The organism is Streptomyces iconiensis, from assembly GCF_028657195.3.
Lineage (GTDB): Bacteria > Actinomycetota > Actinomycetes > Streptomycetales > Streptomycetaceae > Streptomyces > Streptomyces iconiensis.
The window spans coordinates 54,254-73,013 of sequence record NZ_JANCPR020000036.1; the positions used below are offsets into that span (position 1 = coordinate 54,254).

Consider the following 18,760-nt stretch of genomic DNA (forward strand, 5'->3'; position numbering starts at 1 on the left):
GTCCGGAGGCCGAGTCGGAGCTCGGTCCGCCCAACCCGTCGTCCGGACCGGCGCCCGGACCAGCCACTTCCCCCGTAACGATCTCTCTCATGCCCTCACCGTGCCGGGCGCACGGGGGCACGTGCTGGCGGAAAGCGGACGTCACGTTCCGCTCGCGCACCCCGTCCAGGCCCCGGGCCCCGGGCGCCCAGACACCCTGGAGGCGCCCTGGACGCACCCCGGACCCACCCCGGACGCCTACGAACGTTCCGGGTGTCTACGAACGTTCCGCGAGCAGCCCCGCCGCGCGGTCCGCGAACGCCGTGCCCCGCTCCAGCCAGGACTCGCCGCGCCCCATCCGGAACCCGTGGCGCCGAGCCCAGAGCGCGGTGTCGACGGCGTGGAACTGGGCCCAACGCCGCACGCGTTCACGGTCGAGTCCGGCGGCCTCGGCGAACACGTCCAGCGTGCGGTGCAGGGCCTTGCGCAGGTTGTCGGCCTCCAGCAGCACCAGCGCGCGCGACTTGAGCAGCGTGCCCCCGTCGTAGGCGGGGTCACCCGCGTACCCCTTGGGGTCGACGGCCAGCCATGGCTCACGGTCGGCCCGCAGGATGTTCCCGGGGTGCAGGTCGCCGTGGACGAGGGTGTCCGGCTGTACGCGCCCCAGTTCGCTGACGGTCGCCAACGCCGCGTCCACGGCTTGCCGCGACAGCCCGTGCGCCAGTTCCTCCGCGTCGCGGAGCAGCTGCTCCTCCCAGGCGTCGGCCCGCTCCCGCAAGCGGGGCAGCCCGGGAGGCGCGGGGACGGCCAGCCGGTGATTGATCCGCCCCGCGACGCACGCCACCCGGTCGTCCTGAGCGTGCCGGCCGCCACCGCCGCTCCCGTCGTCCCCTGGCCCGGTCCCCGCTCCGCCGAGCCCCGGTTCGCCGGCCTCCGCCAGGGTCGAAGTCCGTGCCCGCTCCAGCAGCATCGCGAACCGGTCGTCGTCGCGCTCGTACAGCAGAACGGCCCCGCGCCCGCCCCACACCGCGAAGGCATCCGGCTCGTGGACGTTGCCCGGGTGCGGGAACGACACCTTCAGCACGGCCGTCGTACCGTCGCGGCGCCGCACGGGGACGATGACGCCGACATCCCCGTGCAGGACCCCACCGTCCGGAACACACGACCAGCGCTCCAGCAACTCTTCCAGGATCCCGGGGAGTTGGGCGAGCCACGTCGCGCCGGGCTCCCCTTCGCGGTCGACGGTGGTCCGCACGAACGCCTCTGGCAGCTCGATCATCCGGGCACCTTACGCACATGCGCGAACCGACCCACCCCGCCGACCGCTTCAGCGCGTCCACCAAGAACCTCTCGGCGGCCCCGGTGCTGCCGCACCGAGAGGCACGCCAGGAGAGCGGGACGCCGCCGTTCCAGGGCGGTTGCGGTAAGTGTCGAGTCCACCCTAGGGTCATTACATGACGCAGGTGAGACGGGCGACGCCGGACGACATCGCGGAACTGACCCGGTTGCGGGCCCTGCTGTTCGAGACGCTTGACGGCGACTTCTTCAACTCCCCGACGGCCGGGGAAGGTTGGCGGGACGAACTGACCGCCGTACTCAAGGAACAGTTCACAGCCGAGAATGTACGGATCCTCGTCGTGGACAGTGACGGTGACGGTGACGGTGGCAGTGACGAGGGCGAGGCCGGGAGCACGGCCGGTAACGCGGGAGGCGGGGGAGGCGGAAGCCGTCCGCTCGCCGCATGCGGCATCGGCACGATCGAGCAGCGGTTGCCGGGCCCGCATCTGCGCAACGGGCGGATCGGGCAGGTGGTCGGCGTGGTGACCGACCCCGCGTACCGCAGGCGCGGACACAGCCGGGCGCTGATGCAGGGGCTGCTCGACTGGTTCAAGGCCCGGGAGATCGGGCGGGTCGACCTGTACGCGTCCTCCGACGGCGAACCGCTCTACCGCGCGCTCGGCTTCACCGAACACCCCGACCCCGCACTGTGCTGGCGCCCATGAGCGCGCGGCGGCGCCCGGCGGAGCGTGCACGGGCGGAGCCGGCGAACGGGCAGGAACCGTACGCGTCATTCAGGGCCCGATTCCGCCCCTAGGCTGCGCCTTATGTGGACAGAGAGTGCAAGCGAGGCGTACGACGAAGTGGAGTTCGAAGAGCCGGAGGGTGCCGCCGCCGTGGAGGAGGCGGAACGGCGCCTGGGGGAAGCGCTGCCTCCGCAGCTGGCTGAGCTGCTGGCGGAGACCGACGGCGTCGTAGGGCCGTACGGGCTGGACGTGGTGTGGCCGCTGGAGCGGATCGTCGAGGACAACTTGCGCTTCCGTACGGAGAGTTCGCTGGCGGAGCTGTACATGCCGTTCGACCCGTTGCTCTTCTTCGGCGACAACGGCGACGGCGACCAGTTCGCCTTCGTGCGGCAGCCCGAGCGTTCCGATGTGTTCGTGTGGGAGCACGAGAACGACAGCCGCAGGTGGGTGGCCGGGGGCCTGCGCGACTACCTTCAGCGGTCCCTCACGGCAGACGGCGAGGACTGGTACCGGTAGCCAGGTGCCGACGCCTCCGCGCAGGCGCGGGCGCGGGCGCGGGAATCCGCTCGTGGGGGCGGGGGTCGACCACGTACGTTCTCCGGGACCGCACCGGGCGGCGGCCCGAGCTGTCCGGCCGTATCGAGTGGCCCGAGCGGCCGGCACTTCCGCCGGCGGGCGCCCGGCGCTCCGACCAGAGGGGAACAGCCCGTCATGACAGCGTCCGCCCGCCCTCTGCCCCGTTCACGGGAGGAGGCCGTAGCCGCCGAACTGGCCGGCGAACGGCTGAAGTTCCTGTTCTTCTGGGGGCACCGGCCGACGAAGGGCGGCGGCCCCGGGCCCGGGTGCCTCAGCCAGTGGTGGCGGGCCGATTTCACGGCGGACGGCGTCACCTACCCCACGGCTGAGCACTACATGATGGCGCACAAGGCGTGGCTGTTCGGTGACGGTACGGCGGCCGAACGCGTCCTCTCCTCGCCCGACCCCGGGCACGCCAAGGCGGTGGGCCGGGAGGTGGCCGGGTTCGACGAAACGGTGTGGGCCGCGCGGCGGCAGGAGATCGTGGTGCGCGGGAATCACGCGAAGTTCTCCGGCGTCCCCGCACTCGGGGACTACCTCGCCGGAACCCGAAGCCGGGTACTGGTGGAGGCCAGCCCGCTCGACCGGGTGTGGGGCATCGGCCTCCCCGCCGACCACGCACACGCCCCCTCACCCCGCCACTGGCGAGGACCCAACCTGCTCGGTTTCGCCCTCATGGAGGTCAGAGAACTCCTCCCCGGCCCCAGCACATAGCACCCGAACGGGGAAGGCGCGGCAGAGCGAGAAGGGAGCGCGCACCCGCAGCCTGCGGCCGACCCCCGCATCGAAGCGCGCACCCGCAGCCCACGGTCAACCCCCGCATCACGAAGCGCGCACCCGCAGCCCACGGTCAACCCCCGCATCACGAAGCGCGCACCCGCAGCCCACGGTCAACCCCCGCATCACGAAGCGCGCACCACAGCCCCCGCATCACGGAGCGTGCACCGCGCCCTGTGGCCACCCGCACCGTGAACACGAACCGCGCCGCAGCATGGCCCGCGCGCCCCACGTCTGGCGTCCTGGGGCCGTGGGCAAGCACCCCAGCGCGTCATGGCCGTGCGCAAGCACTCAGCGCGCCCCGCCGTTCCGAGTCGTGGAACGGCGGGGCGCGCTGGGGAGCCCTTGCTTAAGACCGGGTGTGCGGCCGGGGGCTACTTCTTGTCGCCCTTGCCGCCGCCCTTGCCGTCCTTGCCGTTCTTGCCGCCGTCGGCGCCCATGGTCTCGTAGATCTCCTTGCACATGGGGCAGACCGGGTACTTCTTCGGGTCGCGACCCGGGACCCAGACCTTCCCGCAGAGCGCGACGACGGGCGTGCCCTCCATCGCGCTGGCCATGATCTTGTCCTTCTGGACATAGTGGGCGAACCGCTCGTGGTCGCCGTCACCGTGTGAAGTCTGCGGCGTCGGCTCGACGAGGGTGCCGGTGCTGCCGCCGCGCTCGGGCTCAAGAGTGCTCATGCCGTCCAAGGGTACTCATGTGCCGGGCACACGTCAGGCGTGGCCCGTGGCCCACATCACGTGGTGGACGCGCGGGCAACACGCCGGTGTCCGGCTCCCGCCGTCAGTTCAGCGAAGGGTCGTCGGGGTAGGTCGCGACGAGCGCCAACTCGCTGCGCTGTCGCCGCAGTACGGACCGCCACAGGCCCTCGGGCGAGGGCGAGGAGACATCGCCTGGCTCGGATTCGACGACGTACCAGGCGCCCTCGGACAGCTCGTCCTCCAGCTGCCCCGGCCCCCATCCCGCGTAACCGGCGAAGATCCGCAGGGAGCCCAGCTCGGCGGCGAGCAGTTCGGGCGGGGCCTCCAGGTCGACGAGGCCGATGGCGCCGTGCACCCGGCGCCAGCCGAGTGGGCCGTCGGCCTCGCCCTCGGAGCCGACCCCGTCGAGGCCGTCGAGAGCGCCGGCTTCCATGGCAGCGGCTTCCAGCGCCCCCGCTTCCAAAGAACCGGTCTCCAGCGCTTCGGGGTCGAAGATGTCGGCGGTTTCCGAGACGGTTTCGGACACGTCGGAGGCAGCATCCGGGGTCTCGGAACCGCCGGTGGCCGCGGAGCCCAGGGGCCCGGCGTCGGGGCCCGGCTCACCGAGCCCGGCGTCGCAGGCGTCCTGCGCGCCCCGTACCTCCCACACGTCCTCGGCTTCGCCCACGTCGCCCACGTCGCCCGCTGCCCGGCCCGGAGCGTTCCGACCCGGAGCGCTCCGGCCGGGATCGTTCCGCTTTGAAGCGTTCAGGTTCGGAGCGTTCGGTTCCGTCGGGCCGCCTGTCCCGTCGCCAGGTGCGGCTCCGTGACCGGGTGGAGCCGCGTCGTCCGGGCGTGGGCCCTCTCCCGGCGCTGCCCCTCTCGCCCGGCCGACGCCTCCCGTGGGGACGACGGCCACACCCAGCGCGGCGTCCAGGGAGACGGGGCCGCCCTGGAAGACGACGCCGGGCTCGCCCGCGAGGGCTGCCCAGGGCTCCAGGATGTCGCTGACATCAACGGGAGTGGGACGGTTGAGGACCACGCCTAGTGAGCCCTCCTCGTCGTGGTCGAGGAGGAGCACCACCGCGCGGTCGAAGTTCGGGTCGGCCAGCACCGGTGTGGCGACGAGCAGCCGCCCGGTGAGCGAGGACACCTCGGTCATGGGGCAATGATCCCGCACCACCACCGTTCGCGGATACCCAACCGCCATTTCTCCCCTCCGGTACCTCCACACATCCGGCCACACCCGGGCCACACCCCTCAGGCGTGGAGCCGGAATTCGGTCACCCTGGGGTAATGCGTAAGGAACAGAGAGTGTTATTGCTGAGATGTGACAGTCCCTGACCCCCCTTTCCCTTACGCCGGGCACAGGGCGGGCCATTACGATTACCTTTTGTCCCAACCCGTCTCCAGGAACGCGGAGATCCATGACCGACAGCCCTGCCGACGTACTGCTTGTCCATGGTGGCGCCCCGCTGGAGGGTGAAATCCGTGTCCGTGGTGCGAAGAACCTCGTCCCGAAGGCCATGGTCGCCGCGCTGCTGGGCAGCGCGCCGAGCCGCCTGCGCAATGTGCCGGACATCCGCGACGTCCGTGTCGTACGCGGCCTGCTCCAGTTGCATGGCGTCACCGTCCGCGGAGGTCTGGGCTCGCCCCAGACCCCGGGCGAAGAGTCCGGCGAGCTGATCCTCGACCCGTCCCATGTCGAGAGCGCCAATGTCGCCGACATCGACGCGCACGCCGGCTCGTCGAGAATTCCGATCCTCTTCTGCGGCCCGCTCCTGCACCGCCTCGGCCACGCCTTCATTCCCGGCCTGGGGGGCTGCGACATCGGTGGCCGTCCGGTGGACTTCCACTTCGACGTGCTGCGCCAGTTCGGCGCGACGATCGAGAAGCGGGCCGACGGTCAGTACCTGGAGGCCCCGCAGCGGCTGCGGGGCACCAAGATCGAGCTGCCGTATCCCTCGGTCGGCTCGACCGAACAGGTGCTGCTCACCGCCGTGCTCGCCGAGGGCGTGACCGAACTCTCGAACGCGGCCGTCGAGCCGGAGATCGAGGACCTGATCTGCGTGCTCCAGAAAATGGGCGCGATCATCTCGATGGACACGGATCGCACGATCCGTATCACCGGTGTCGACTCCCTCGGCGGGTACAACCACAGCGCCCTCCCCGACCGGCTGGAGGCCGCCTCCTGGGCGAGCGCCGCACTGGCCACCGAGGGCAGCGTGTACGTACGCGGCGCGCAGCAGAAGTCGATGATGACCTTCCTCAACACCTACCGGAAGGTCGGTGGCGCCTTCGAGATCGGCGACGAGGGCATCCGCTTCTGGCATCCCGGCGGTCCGCTCAACGCGATCGCGCTGGAGACGGACGTGCACCCGGGTTTCCAGACCGACTGGCAGCAGCCGCTGGTGGTAGCCCTCACCCAGGCGTCCGGGCTCTCGATCGTGCACGAGACGGTCTACGAGTCACGACTCGGGTTCACCTCGGCGCTCAACCAGATGGGCGCGCACATCCAGCTCTACCGCGAGTGCCTCGGCGGCATGCCGTGCCGCTTCGGGCAGCGCAACTTCCTCCACTCGGCCGTGGTTTCGGGGCCGACGAAGCTGCAGGGCGCCGATCTGGTCATTCCCGACCTGCGCGGCGGCTTCTCGTACCTGATCGCCGCGCTCGCCGCACAGGGCACGTCCCGGGTGCACGGGATCGACCTCATCAACCGCGGTTACGAGAACTTCCAGCAGAAGCTCGTGGAGTTGGGCGCGAAGGTGGAAAGGCCGTAACGGCCGAAGGTGGGAACGCCGTAGCGGCCGAAGGTGGGAAGGCCGTAGCGGCCAGGGCGCGGGCGGCTCAGTCCGCGTCCCTGCCCTGGGCCGGCCAGGCGCCCCGGAAGTGACAGGGTGCGCCGTCACGGGTGGTGGCACTGAGCCCGTGGACGCGGGCGCGGGCCGTGGATGCGGGCCATGAACGCGAGGGCGGCAGGCGGGAGTCGGCCGGCGACTGCCGCGGCGTTCCTCCGCCACGGGAGAGGGCCCGCCCGCCACAGAAGAGGGGGCGGGCCCTCCTCACGACGCTGTCTTCTCCGCCAGTACGGGGTTGTCGCGCTCCTCCACCAGTACGGGGTTGTCGTGCGCGGTGAGGGTGCAGCGTGTGCCCGGGGTGAGCGAGCCGGCCTCCCAGCTGGGCAGGTCGGCCTTCGCCTCGGCCCCTGAGTCGGTGGTCAGGTGCAGCCTGGTGGTGCTGCCGAGGAACGTGGCGACGCGTACGGTCGCGTGCTCGCCCCCGTCCTGCTCTCCCGTGTGCACCTGGAGCCCCTCGGGGCGCAGCAGTACGTCGACCGTGCGGCCCGCTTCCGGGTGGGCACCCTGGCCGGTGGTCACGGGGAGCCGCCGCCCGAGCACCTCGACGGTGCCGCCCTCGCGGACGACGCCGGGCAGCCGGTTCATGGTGCCGACGAACTCCGCGACGAAGGGCGTGGCGGGGCGCTCGTACAACTCGTTGGGCGGGGCGCACTGTTCGAGGCGGCCGTCCTTCATCACGGCGACGCGGTCCGCCATGGACAGCGCCTCCTCCTGGTCGTGGGTGACGAAGACCGTGGTGATGCCCAGTTCGAGCTGGAGGCGGCGTATCTCCTCGCGCAGCTGGAGGCGCACCTTGGCGTCGAGCGCGGAGAGCGGCTCGTCGAGGAGCAGCACGCGGGGGCTCACGGCGAGGGCGCGGGCGAGGGCCACGCGCTGCTGCTGGCCGCCGGAGAGCTGGTGCGGGTAGTGCTTGTCGCGTCCCGGCAGCCCGACGAGTTCGAGCAGTTCGGCGGCGCGTGCGGCACGTTCGGCCTTGGACGCCTTGCGGACGCGCAGCCCGTAGGCGACGTTCTCGGCCGCCGTCATGTTGGGGAAGAGGCTGTAGGACTGGAAGACCATGCCGATGTCGCGCTTGTTGGCGGGCAGCCCTGTCACGTCCTCGCCGCCCATGAGGAGTTCGCCCGTGTCGGCGGTCTCGAAGCCCGCGATGATGCGCAGCGCCGTGGTCTTGCCGCAGCCGGAGGGGCCGAGAAGGGCGACGAGTTCGCCCGGTGCGATGTCGAGGTCGAGCCCGTCGAGTGCGGTGGTGCTCCCGAAGGCGCGGCGGAGCCCGCCGAGCCGGAGGCCGACGCCGGCGCGTGTGTCGGTGCTGTCCCCGGCGCTGATGGTCGTCGTCATGCGGTGGTCTTCCTCCGGTTACGGGCTCGCCCGCCGGCGAGGTTGGTGAGCAGAAGCAGCAGGCCCCAGGTGATCAGCAGGCTGAGCATGGCGGCGGCGACGGACAGCTGTGCCTCGTACTCGCCGACGTGCACCATCCATACGGAGAACGGTTCGAAGCCGAGCACGGTCGCCACGGTGAACTCGCCCAGCACCATGGCCAGGCTGAGCACGGCGCCGCTGACGACGGCTGAGCGCAGGTTGGGCACGACGACCCGCCACAGCGTCCCCGTACGCGAGGCTCCGAGGCTTCGCGACGCCTCCACCAGGGTCTTCAGGTCGATGCCGCGCAGCCCGGCGTCCAGCGCGCGGTAGAGGAACGGCAGCGACATGACGGTGTAGACGAGGACGAGCACCAGGGGGAAGTTCTTGTTCTGGAGGAGCTGGAAGGTGCGGTAGAACGGCGTGGCCGCCAGGTCCTGTTCCCAGGACAGCACCGTGCTGACCCCGGCGACCAGCGCGATCGGCGGCACGATGAGCGGCACCATGCACAGCACCTCCACCACGCGGCGCAGCCGCGGCAGCCGCAGCGCGACGACGACCATGGTGGGCACCATCAGCAGCAGCCCGAGCGCGACGGTGGCGAGGCCGAGCCGCAGCGAGAGCCCGAGCGCGCTGAGCATGCCCTCGTCGGTGAGCCCCTTGGCGTACGCGTCGAGCGTGAACCCCTTGGCGGGGTCGTCGACGGTGAACCACAGCGAGGCGAGGATCGGTACGACGAAGTAGAGCGCGGCCAGGAACAGCACCAGCGCGCCCCCGTACGCCCGCTTCGCCCTCCGGGGCCGCCGCGCCCGCGCGGGCTCCGCCGTCCCGGGCTCCGTCGCTCCGGTCTCCGCCGTCCCCGGCTCCGTTGCCCCGGTCTCCGCCGTCGCGGCGCTCGTAGCGGCCTTCATCCCAGCCATCGGTTGCTCCGTCGTTGCAGCGGAATCTGTACGGCGATGACGATCAGCGCGATCACCACCATGTTGAGGCTCATGGCGAGCGCGAGGTTCTCCTGGCCGACCAGCACGTTCCCGGAGAGCGCGTTGGCGATCTGGATGGTGATCAGCGGGACCGAACTGCCCGTCATCACGGCCGCCGTCGCGTGCGAGGCGAACGCGGTGCCGAACATCAGCACGGCCCCGCCCAGCAGCGAGGGCATCAGCACGGGCAGTCCGACGTGCCGCCAGAACTGCGCCCGGGTGGCACCGCACGAGGCGGCGGCCTCCCGCCACTGCGCGCGCAGGCCGTCCAGCGCGGGCAGGATGGTGACGACCATGAGCGGCACCATGAAGTACAGATAGGCGAGTACGAGCCCTGTGAAGGTGTACAGGCTGAATCCGGTGCGCTGGAGTTCCAGGATTCTCGTCACGGTTCCCGTGGTGCCGAGCGTGGCGATGAAGGCGAAGGCGAGCGGGGCGCCGCTGAAGTTCGCGAAGACGCCCGATGCGGAGACGATCGCCTTTCTCAGCTTGCTTTTCCCTGAGTTGATGACCGCCTGCGCGATGACGGCGCCGAGAACGGTGGCGAGCACCGCACTCAGCAGCGAGAGTTTCACGCTTCCCGCGAGCCCCGTCGCATAGGCACCGGAGAGCGATGTCGTGACATTGTGCAGGCTGTATTCGCTGGTTCCGGTTTCCGCGTCGATGACCGTGAACGCGTTGTAGGCCATGGTTCCGGCGGGAATTCCGAAACAGACAGCCATGAAAGCGAAGAACGGTACGACGGCGGGCCAGTGCGCCCGGGAGCGCCGTCGCGGCGTCCGCTGGTCACTACCAGGCCGCTGCGCGTGCTCCGGCTCCTCCGGTGGCCGCGTCTGCTGTGGTGTGCTGCTCCGAGTCATCGTCAGCTGACCGCCGAGCCCCAGCCCTCGCTGATGACCTGCTGCGCCTTGGCCTCCTGCGCCGCCGTCGGGAACTTGGGCGTGCCGTCGACCTCGGGCAGCTTGGCCGCGGCCTTCTTGTCCGCCGTGCCGTCCTTCTTCATGTCCTCAAGGAGCGCGGGCCGCGAGAAGCCCTTGAGCCAGATGTTCTGGCCCTCGGGGCTGTAGAGGAATTCGAGCCAGAGGCGGGCAGCGGCGGGGTGCGGTGCGTACTTGTTCACGCCCTGGTTGTAGTACTGCGAATACTGCCCGTCCTCGGGGACGTTGACCTCCCACTTCACGCCCTTGGACTTCAACTCCTCGCCGTAGCCGAGGTTGAGGTAGTCCCAGTCGATGGAGATCGGCGTCTCACCCTTCTGGATGGTCGCCTTCGTGGATTCCACGGGTACGTAATTCCCGCTCTTCTTCAGCTTCTTGAAGAAGTCGAGCCCCGGCTTGACGTCGTCGAATCCGCCACCGTTCGCGAGCGAGGCCGCTATGACGGCTGAGAACGCCGAACTCGACTCGTTCGGGTTGCCGTTGAGGGCGACCTTGTTCTTGTAGGCGGGCTTCAGCAGGTCCTTGAAGCTCTTGGGGCACTCCTTGACGGCCTTGGCGTCGCAGCCGAGGGAGATGTAGCCGCCGTAGTTGTTCATGAAGGAAGCGTCGGACTGCTTCTGTGTCGCGGGGATCGCGTCCCAGCCCTTGACCTTGTACGGCGCGAGCAGCTTCTTCGTCTTCGCCGCCTGCATGAACGCGGTGCCCAGGTCGAGCGCGTCGACGGCACGGTCCTGGCCCTTGCGCTTGGCCGCCGCGTTCAGCGCGCCCTGGCTGCTGCCGCCCGGGTCCTCGTTGTGGACCTTGATGCCGTACTTCTTCTCGAAGGTCTTGATCATCTCGCCGTAGTTGGACCAGGTCGGCGCGAGGGCGTAGACGTTCAGCTCGCCCTCCTTCTTCGCGGCCTTGACCAGCTTGTCCATCCCCCCGAGGTCGGCGGCCGAGCGCGCCTTGCCGGCCTCGCTGTTGGCGCCCTGCGCGGGCGCCGAGCCGCACCCGGCCGCCGCGACGGACAGCGTGACGGCTGCTGCTGCGGCGGCCAGTAGGCGGCTCCTACGGCTGTGATGGTCTGCCTTCACGTTCTCACTCCAGGATCTCTTCATGCGCACAGTCAGCCACTGGGCCACCTGTATGGACAAGCTGGATTCGTTGAGCCTGGGCAAGCTAACAGCACGCACAGGTATGCGCAAAGCTCTGAAGCTCAGCAAATGCCCAGCTCAAAGCGTTATTTGGATTGAGGTTTAGACCCCGCAAGAGCGGTTATACGCTACTGTCGCACTGCTTCAAGGTGCATCCCCCTGCGCACAGATGGCATGATCAGCCCGAGCCTGGAGCACACACAGCCGCAGCAGCAGAGCCGCAGCAGAGGAGACGCACCTTGTCCGCACGCCAGGGCCGACGGCACGAGCAGATCGCCGACGAGCTCCGCCGCGCCATCGCCGACGGCCGCTACCCCATCGGCGCGACCCTCCCCTCCGAGGCCGAACTCGCCACCGCGCACGACGCCTCACGCGGCACCGTCAGGCAGGCCGTCTCCGCACTGCTCGCCGAGGGCCTGGTCGGCTCCCGCCAGGGCGCCCGCCGCGTCGTGCTGTCCACCACGCCCAGCCAGAGCTTCACCGAACTGCGCAGCTTCGCCCAGTGGGCACGCGCCGGAGGCCGCACGGCCGGCGGACGCGTGATCACCGCGAACTGGGACACGGCACGCGCCGACGAGGCCGGCCTGCTCCAGGTCCCGCACGCGGCGCCCGTACTCCGCGTGCTGCGGCTGCGCACCCTGGACGAGGACCCCGTGCTGCTCGAACGCACCGTCTACGCCGAGTGGATCGCCCCCGCCGTCGCAGCACTCCCCCACGACTCCGAGTCCGTCACCCAGCGGCTCTACGACGACACGGGCCTGGTCTTCGCACACGGCGAGCACCACATCGACGCCGTCGCCGCCGGAACGGCCGACGCCGAACACCTGCGGCTGCGCCGCGGCAGCCCCCTCCTGCGCGTACGCCGTACGACGACCACGGCCGAGGGGCGGCCCGTCGAGACCTCGGACGACCGCTACAGCCCGGGTTCCGTCGTCTTCACCGTCCGCAACTCCACCCAGACCAACCCCCTCACCCGCTCCCGCGCCTGACCTCTCCGGCACGCGCACCGACCGACGAACAGCGAGCCCGCATTGCCCAGCCCCCTGCCCGCCGCCCTCCTCTGCGACATGGACGGCACCCTCGTCGACACCGAACGCGACTGGCTCGCCACCCTCGCCGAGCTGCTGGCCGCGTACGGCGCCGCGCCGGAACCGGGCGAACTCGCCGCCGCCTTCGCCGGACTCCCGCTCCCCGACGCCGCAGCGCGCGTCGCCGCGCGCGTCCCCCTGACCGAGGCCGAGGCCAGGGAGACGCTCGACCGTGCGTTCACCGCGCGCGTGCGCGCCGGGGTCACCATCCAGCCGGGCGCGCTGGCGCTGCTCGACGGCGCGCGGGAGCTGGGCATACCTGTGGGACTCGTCACGGCGTCCGAGCGGACCGTGACGGACCTCATCCTGCTGACCCTGGGCGCGCACCGGTTCGCCTGCTCCGTCACCTCGGGCGAGACCCCGCGCGGCAAGCCGCACCCGGACCCGTACCTCGCGGCAGCCGCCGCGCTCGGCGTCCCCGCCACCGGCTGCCTGGCCGTCGAGGACACCCCCACGGGCGTCACCTCGGCGCTCGCCGCCGGCTGCCGGGTCCTGGCGGTGCCCACCGTCGACGGCATCGCACCGGGACCCCGTACGACGCTGGCCCCCACCCTCGAAGCGGTCGACCTCTCGGCGCTGTGAGCCTGCCCTCTCCCTCGCGGAGAGGCACGTGCGGCACAGCACACGCGGCACAGCACGGGCAGCACATGCGGCGCACCCCGCGGCGGCGTGCTCGCGGAGCCCTGTTGCGCCTGCTGCCGCCGCGCCACCGGGGTACGCGCCGTTCCCTCCCGCCCACCCGCCCGTCGCCCTCTCACGCCCCCCTGAGGCTCCCTCTCGGGCGGCGAGAAGACTGGAGGAGGCAGCGGGAAGACCGCGGGGAGGCCACGAGAAAGCCACGAGAGGCAGCGAGAAGGCAGCAAGAAGGCCCCGGCAGCACGCAAGGGCGGTCACCCCGTGTGGGGTGACCGCCCTTGGCGTGTGGCGTGCCGGGGGTTACTTACCCTTGGCAGCTTCCTTCAGCTTGGACCCCGCCGAAACCTTGACGCTGTACCCGGCCGGGATCTGGATCGGGTCACCGGTCTGCGGGTTGCGCGCGGTGCGAGCGGCACGGTGGGTGCGCTCGAAGGTGAGGAAGCCGGGAATGGTGACCTTCTCGTCGCCCTTGGCAACGACCTCGCCGACGGTCTCGGCGAAGGCCGCCAGGACGGCGTCGGCGTCCTTACGGGTCACCTCGGCGCGCTCGGACAGAGCGGCCACCAGCTCACTGCGGTTCATAATTCGTACTCCCGTGTATTTCTTGCCGATGAGGGGTGCCACGCGGCGGAGCCGCATGTCAGGTGCTGCTGCGAAGCCGATGCTGCCAGGGCCCTGTGACAGTCCCCGGACCCGGGTCTGCCTTCGAGCCCTCGCGCCCCTTGGGGTATCCCCCGGACCGAGTCCTTGGGATGGGCTCTCCCCCGGACGGAGTCCTTGGGAAAGCATCCTGCCCCTACCTGCGGCGGGAAAGCCAATCCGGCGTCCTCGCTGTGGTGACGGACCATGGCTTTTGGCTGCCCGCCACACTAAGGGGACCGCCCGGGTGAGCTGTCACCCGACGCGCCGGTCCTCTCCCTGCGCGGCCCCCTGTGCGGCGTTGCGCACGGCGTCGGCGACGGCCCCGGAAACCTTCTCGTTGAAGACGCTGGGCACGATGTAGTTCGGGTTCAGCTCGTCCTCGGTGACCACGTCGGCGAGGGCGCGTGCCGCGGCCAGCATCATGTCGTCGTTCACGGTGTGCGACTGCGCGTCGAGCAGGCCGCGGAAGACGCCGGGGAAGACCAGCACGTTGTTGATCTGGTTCGGGAAGTCCGAGCGGCCCGTTGCCACGACGGAGGCGGACTCACGCGCGGCGGCTGGGTCGACCTCCGGGTCGGGATTGGCGAGCGCGAACACGATGGCGCCGTCCGCCATCTTGGCCACGTCGCTGCCGTCCAGCACGTTCGGCGCCGAGACGCCGATGAACACGTCAGCGCCGACGACCGCGTCCTTGAGCGTGCCCGTACGGCCCTCGGGGTTCGTGTTGTCGGCGACCCAGCGCATCGGCGAGCCCTCCTCGGCCGACGCGAGGTCCTCGCGCCCCGAGTGCACGACACCGTGGATGTCGGCGGCGACGGCGTGCTTGACGCCCGCCTCCAGCAGCAGCTTGAGGATGGCCGTACCTGCGGCGCCGGCGCCGGACATCACCACGCGGATGTCCTCGATCCGCTTGTCCACGACACGCAGCGCGTTGTAGAGCGCCGAGAGCACGACGATGGCCGTTCCGTGCTGGTCGTCGTGGAAGACGGGGATGTCCAGGGCCTCGCGCAGCCGCGCCTCGATCTCGAAGCAGCGGGGGGCGGAGATGTCCTCCAGGTTGATCCCGGCGAAGCCCGGCGCGATGGCCTTGACGATCTGGACGATCGCGTCGGAGTCCTGGGTGTCCAGGCAGAGCGGCCAGGCGTCGATCCCGGCGAACCGCTTGAAGAGGGCCGCCTTGCCCTCCATGACGGGCAGCGCGGCCTGCGGGCCGATGTTCCCGAGCCCGAGCACGGCGGAACCGTCGGTCACGACGGCAACGCTGTTCCGCTTGATCGTGAGCCGTCTCGCGTCCTCGGGGTGCTCCGCGATCTGCGTACAGACGCGTGCCACACCCGGGGTGTAGATCATCGAAAGGTCGTCGCGATTGCGAATGGGGTGCTTGGACGACATCTCGATCTTGCCGCCGAGGTGCATGAGAAACGTACGGTCCGAGACCTTGCCCAGCGTGACCCCGTCGATCGCACGGAGCTCGTCCACGATCTCGTCGGCGTGCGCCGTCGAGCTTGCCGCGATCGTCACGTCGATCCGCAGCCGCTCATGGCCGGACGCGGTCACGTCGAGGGCCGTCACCGAGCCACCCGAGGACTCCACGACCGTGGTGATCTGACTGACCGCCGTCCCGCCTGCGGGAACCTCCAGGCGGACCGTCATCGAATAGGAGACGCTTGGCGCCATTGCCGACTTCCCTCTGCTTTCCCTTGTCACGTTGTGCACGCACCCCGCCCGCACGGCCGCATATTTTCCGGGCCGGGACAGGGCACGTCACCAGATCGTCCCACCTACCCCCGGGTACGCGGTAACGCGTCCCCTCTTGCGGAAACGAGGTTTCACCATACGAGAGAAGGTCATCGGCACGTAACCCCCCACTCCTTCGCGGGAAAACCCCCACCAACCTCCCGTAAGACGCCGGAATCCCATGGAAACGGATCAAAGCTGCCCTAAGATCACCCCGCACACTGCTATCCGCGTACATCGGGAGATCCGGAACATGGCTCAGGGCACGGTCAAGTGGTTCAACGCCGAGAAGGGATACGGCTTCATCGCACAGGAGGGCGGCGGACCGGACGTCTTCGTGCACTACAGCTCGATCGACAGCGACGGGTACCGCAGTCTGGAGGACGCCCAGCGCGTCGAGTTCGAGATCGCCCAGGGCCGCAAGGGCCCGCAGGCCGAGCAGGTACGCGTCGTCAACTGACGCACCAGGACCCGCGCGAACCACCGACGGAGCCCTCCACGGACTCACGAACCAGGACTGACGGACCACGGGCCGGGACCCGGAACCTGCGGACTCACGGACCACGGACTCACGGACCGCACAAGAAGAAAACCCCCACCGATCCGGTGGGGGTTTTCCTTCGTTCAGTGACACCGACCCGCCAGCTCGCCTCGCGGCAAGTGGGCGCTCGAAGCGCCTATGGTTGGGCCCGGGGGCATGGATCGGGCCGGTGCCACCACCCAGGCTAACAAACCACCCGGGCCACTGATTCCGCCCCGCAGAACTTCTTTCCCACGCCCCTCGCCACGCCACGCCGCACCCCTCAACTGCCCGCGCTGACCTGCGCTTACGGGGCGGTCGCCGGTTCGGGAAGCAGCAGCGACGAGTGGGCCTCGCTGTCCTCGTCCCCCGAGGGCGCAGCGAGCGCCGCACGGCCCCGGAACGGCCCTGCTGGTCGGCGTTCGGGCTGGCATTCTGGCCAGCGCTCTGGTCGACGCTCTGACCGGCGTGCTGTCCTGGATCCTGGCGCCGGCCTAGTCGCGCAGCAGGTCAGGGACTCCCGTCGCGTCCGGGATGTCGGGGCCTGCCGAGAGCACCGTGAGGCGCTGGGTGGCTCGTGTCAGGGCGACGTACAGCACGCGCAGCCCCGCGGGTGACTCGTCGGCGATCTCCGCGGGAGAGGCGACGAGCGTCGCGTCGTACTCAAGGCCCTTGGCCTCCAGGCTGCCGAGCGCGACGACCCGGTCGCCCAGTCCGGCCAGCCATCCCGCGGCCTCCTGCCGCCGGGACATGGCGACGACGACGCCGACCGTGCCCTCCACCTCCTCCAGCAGGCGTGCCGCCTCCTGGCGTACCGCCTCGCCCAACTCGCCCTCCGCCACGGCGAACCGGGGCTCTATACCGGTCGAGCGGACGGCGCGCGGCGGTTCGGCGCCCGGCATGGCGAGCGCGAGCACGCGGTCGGCGAGGGTGGCCAGCTCCGCCGGGTTGCGGTAGTTGACCGTCAACTCGAAGCGGCGGCGTGGCCGCTTCCCCAGTGCCTCGTCCCGCGCCTCACCGGCCTCGTCGGGGTCGGACCACGAGGACTGCGCCGGGTCACCGACGATCGTCCACGTCGCGTGCCTGCCCCTGCGGCCGACCATGCGCCACTGCATCGGCGTGAGGTCCTGCGCCTCGTCGACGATCACGTGCGCGTACTCCGTACGTTCCTCGGCGAGCCGGTCGGCGCGGTCGCGGCGGCGGCCCTCGCGGTCGGCGTACGTGGTGAGTTCGTCCAGCCCTGTGAGCTGGTCGAGCACGTCCGCCTCGCGCTTCTTGGGGCGCGCGGGCGTGCCGAGCAGCAGGCGCAGTTCGTCCAGCAGCGCGACGTCGTGCACGGACAGCGGGCCCTGCCCTTCGGGCGTGAGCCGGGCGCGCAGGGAACGGGCCAGATCGCGGGCCTCGCCCGGCCGCAGCACGCGCCGGGACCAGCGGGCGAGACGCTGCTCGTCGCCCATCGCGCCCAGTACCTCGCGCGGGCTCAGTTCGGGCCACCAGTCATCGAGGAACGCGAGGAAGTCGTCCTCGGTGGAGATCTCCCCGTCGAAGCCCTGACGCGCTTCGGCCGCCAGTTCCGCGTCCGGGTAGTGGCGGCGAGCGCCGGTCTTCTCCCAGAGCGCGTCCAGAAGCAGCTTGCGTGCGCGCGGGCGCATGAGGTTCACGGGTGCGGTGCCGCCGAGTACCTGCTGACGGACGGCGCGCAGTTCGGCGGCTTCCAGTTCGACGCGGGCGCCGAACGCGACGAGGCGGAGGCGCTCGGGAACGGGTGCGCGCAGCCCCGTCTCCAGCGCCCCACGGGCCGCCTTGCGCAGCACCTTCTGCATACGGGCCGAGCCCTTGACGCGGGCCACCCGCTGCTCGTCGTACGTCGTGGCCTCGGCGCCCTCGGCCAGCGAACCGAGCGCACGGATGGCGACCTGGCCCTCCTCGCCGAGCGACGGCAGCACGCCCTCGGTGTAGGAGACGAGGAGCGGGGTCGGCGAGACGATCAGGATGCCGCCGGAGTAGCGGCGTCTGTCCTGGTACAGCAGGTAGGCGGCGCGGTGCAGGGCCACCGCCGTCTTCCCCGTTCCTGGGCCGCCCTCGACCTCCGTGACGGAGGCCGCCGGCGCGCGGATCACCATGTCCTGCTCCGCCTGGATCGAGGCGACGATGTCCCGCATCGAGTGACTACGGGCACGCCCCAGCGCCGCCATGAGGGCGCCGTCACCGACCACGGGCAGTTCGGCGCCGTCCAGGCTCGCCTTCAGCTCCGGGCGCAGCAGGTCGTCCTCGACACCGAGGACCTGACGGCCCTTGCTGCGGACGACGCGTCTGCGTACGACGCGGCCGGGCGCCACCGGTGTGGCCCGGTAGAACGGTCCCGCCGCGGGAGCGCGCCAGTCGATGACGAGCGGCGAGTAGTCGGCGTCGAGCACGCCGAGGCGGCCGATGTGCAGGGTCTCGGCGATGTCGGCCGTACCGTCGCCGTGCACAGCGCCCTCGGCCGGGTCGACGGAGGTGTACGCGCCGTCGGGGCCGCGTACCCCGTCCTTGCCCTCCAGCAGGTCGATACGGCCGAAGAGGAAGTCCTCGAATTCGCTGTTGAGCCGGTTGAGGTGCAGGCCGGCGCGGAAGACCTGCGCGTCTCGTTCCGCGAGGGCGCCGGGCGTGCCGACCTGCGCGCGCTTGGAGGCGTCGTCCATGAGGAACTCCGCCTCGTGGATCTTTTCTTCCAGCCGCTCGTACACCTGATCAAGGTGTTTCTGCTCCGCGCGGATCTCCCGCTCTCGGACGCTGTCGTGCTGCGCTCCCAACGCGGCGGCCTCCTTCTCCTGGCCCTAGGGCAGCC

At 70.6% G+C, this 18,760-nt stretch carries 17 protein-coding genes and 1 pseudogene; 7 read left to right on the top strand and 11 right to left on the bottom strand.

Features of this window, described 5'->3' with window-relative positions; all coding sequences use genetic code 11:
* Positions 1–256 precede the first annotated feature (256 nt).
* Entirely contained in the window at positions 257–1,258 is a 1,002-nt protein-coding gene (locus NMN56_RS29980) for an aminoglycoside phosphotransferase family protein (protein ID WP_274046030.1), read from the bottom strand.
* Between the two features lie 175 nt (positions 1,259–1,433).
* Here NMN56_RS29980 and NMN56_RS29985 point away from each other — a divergent pair, with 175 nt between their 5' ends.
* The 3 genes from NMN56_RS29985 to ybiA all read left to right on the top strand — a co-directional run bounded on the left by NMN56_RS29985 (position 1,434) and on the right by ybiA (position 3,293).
* Positions 1,434–1,982: a GNAT family N-acetyltransferase gene (locus NMN56_RS29985; protein WP_274046029.1), complete on the top strand. Its 549-nt coding sequence runs from the start codon at positions 1,434–1,436 to the stop codon at positions 1,980–1,982.
* Positions 1,983–2,084: 102 nt separating this feature from the next.
* Positions 2,085–2,519, top strand: coding sequence for an SMI1/KNR4 family protein (locus tag NMN56_RS29990; protein ID WP_274046028.1), 435 nt, complete (start codon positions 2,085–2,087; stop codon positions 2,517–2,519).
* A 195-nt stretch (positions 2,520–2,714) separates the two neighbouring features.
* Positions 2,715–3,293, top strand: coding sequence for a riboflavin biosynthesis intermediates N-glycosidase (gene ybiA, locus NMN56_RS29995; protein ID WP_274046027.1), 579 nt, complete (start codon positions 2,715–2,717; stop codon positions 3,291–3,293).
* Between the two features lie 437 nt (positions 3,294–3,730).
* Here ybiA and NMN56_RS30000 read toward each other — a convergent pair whose 3' ends face one another.
* The 3 genes and pseudogenes from NMN56_RS30000 to NMN56_RS30010 form a co-directional block, all read right to left on the bottom strand.
* A complete protein-coding gene (locus tag NMN56_RS30000) occupies positions 3,731–4,036 on the bottom strand; it encodes a DUF3039 domain-containing protein (protein ID WP_274046026.1) in 306 nt (101 codons plus the stop codon).
* A gap of 103 nt (positions 4,037–4,139) precedes the next feature.
* Positions 4,140–4,634, bottom strand: coding sequence for a YqgE/AlgH family protein (locus NMN56_RS43400; protein WP_430542743.1), 495 nt, complete (start codon positions 4,632–4,634; stop codon positions 4,140–4,142).
* Positions 4,635–4,856: 222 nt separating this feature from the next.
* Positions 4,857–5,198: pseudogene (locus NMN56_RS30010) on the bottom strand (YqgE/AlgH family protein); the annotation flags it as partial.
* A gap of 265 nt (positions 5,199–5,463) precedes the next feature.
* On the opposite strand from NMN56_RS30010, the gene murA reads away from it, so the two are divergent.
* Positions 5,464–6,816 (top strand): UDP-N-acetylglucosamine 1-carboxyvinyltransferase, encoded by a 1,353-nt coding sequence (murA, locus tag NMN56_RS30015; protein WP_274046025.1) that lies wholly within the window; start codon positions 5,464–5,466, stop codon positions 6,814–6,816.
* 282 nt (positions 6,817–7,098) lie between these two features.
* Here the strand turns inward: murA and NMN56_RS30020 are convergent, their stop codons facing one another.
* The 4 genes from NMN56_RS30020 to NMN56_RS30035 are packed head-to-tail and all read right to left on the bottom strand — an operon-like array spanning position 7,099 to position 11,247.
* Entirely contained in the window at positions 7,099–8,232 is a 1,134-nt protein-coding gene (locus NMN56_RS30020) for an ABC transporter ATP-binding protein (RefSeq protein WP_274046024.1), read from the bottom strand.
* Positions 8,229–9,173 (bottom strand): ABC transporter permease, encoded by a 945-nt coding sequence (locus NMN56_RS30025; RefSeq protein ID WP_274046023.1) that lies wholly within the window; start codon positions 9,171–9,173, stop codon positions 8,229–8,231. The genes NMN56_RS30020 and NMN56_RS30025 overlap by 4 nt, the downstream gene beginning before the upstream one ends.
* Positions 9,161–10,093 (bottom strand): ABC transporter permease, encoded by a 933-nt coding sequence (locus NMN56_RS30030; protein ID WP_274046022.1) that lies wholly within the window; start codon positions 10,091–10,093, stop codon positions 9,161–9,163. The genes NMN56_RS30025 and NMN56_RS30030 overlap by 13 nt, the downstream gene beginning before the upstream one ends.
* Before the next feature lie 2 nt (positions 10,094–10,095).
* Entirely contained in the window at positions 10,096–11,247 is a 1,152-nt protein-coding gene (locus NMN56_RS30035; RefSeq protein WP_274046021.1) for an ABC transporter substrate-binding protein, read from the bottom strand.
* A gap of 299 nt (positions 11,248–11,546) precedes the next feature.
* On the opposite strand from NMN56_RS30035, the gene NMN56_RS30040 reads away from it, so the two are divergent.
* Positions 11,547–12,296: a GntR family transcriptional regulator gene (locus NMN56_RS30040; protein WP_274046020.1), complete on the top strand. Its 750-nt coding sequence runs from the start codon at positions 11,547–11,549 to the stop codon at positions 12,294–12,296.
* Between the two features lie 42 nt (positions 12,297–12,338).
* The gene (locus NMN56_RS30045) at positions 12,339–12,977 is read left to right on the top strand and encodes an HAD family hydrolase (RefSeq protein ID WP_274046019.1); all 639 of its coding nucleotides are present in this window, start codon (positions 12,339–12,341) and stop codon (positions 12,975–12,977) included.
* Positions 12,978–13,331: 354 nt separating this feature from the next.
* Here the strand turns inward: NMN56_RS30045 and NMN56_RS30050 are convergent, their stop codons facing one another.
* The gene (locus NMN56_RS30050; RefSeq protein ID WP_251407464.1) at positions 13,332–13,613 is read right to left on the bottom strand and encodes an HU family DNA-binding protein; all 282 of its coding nucleotides are present in this window, start codon (positions 13,611–13,613) and stop codon (positions 13,332–13,334) included.
* A gap of 312 nt (positions 13,614–13,925) precedes the next feature.
* Positions 13,926–15,350 carry an NAD-dependent malic enzyme gene (locus NMN56_RS30055; RefSeq protein ID WP_274046018.1) on the bottom strand — a complete coding sequence of 475 codons (1,425 nt, stop codon included), beginning with the start codon at positions 15,348–15,350 and terminating at the stop codon, positions 13,926–13,928.
* Between the two features lie 313 nt (positions 15,351–15,663).
* Here NMN56_RS30055 and NMN56_RS30060 point away from each other — a divergent pair, with 313 nt between their 5' ends.
* Positions 15,664–15,870, top strand: a complete 207-nt coding sequence (locus tag NMN56_RS30060) for a cold-shock protein (RefSeq protein ID WP_274046017.1) — start codon at positions 15,664–15,666, stop codon at positions 15,868–15,870.
* Between the two features lie 554 nt (positions 15,871–16,424).
* On the opposite strand, the gene NMN56_RS30065 is transcribed toward NMN56_RS30060, so the two are convergent.
* The gene (locus tag NMN56_RS30065; protein ID WP_274046016.1) at positions 16,425–18,725 is read right to left on the bottom strand and encodes a HelD family protein; all 2,301 of its coding nucleotides are present in this window, start codon (positions 18,723–18,725) and stop codon (positions 16,425–16,427) included.
* Between the last annotated feature and the right edge of the window lie 35 nt (positions 18,726–18,760).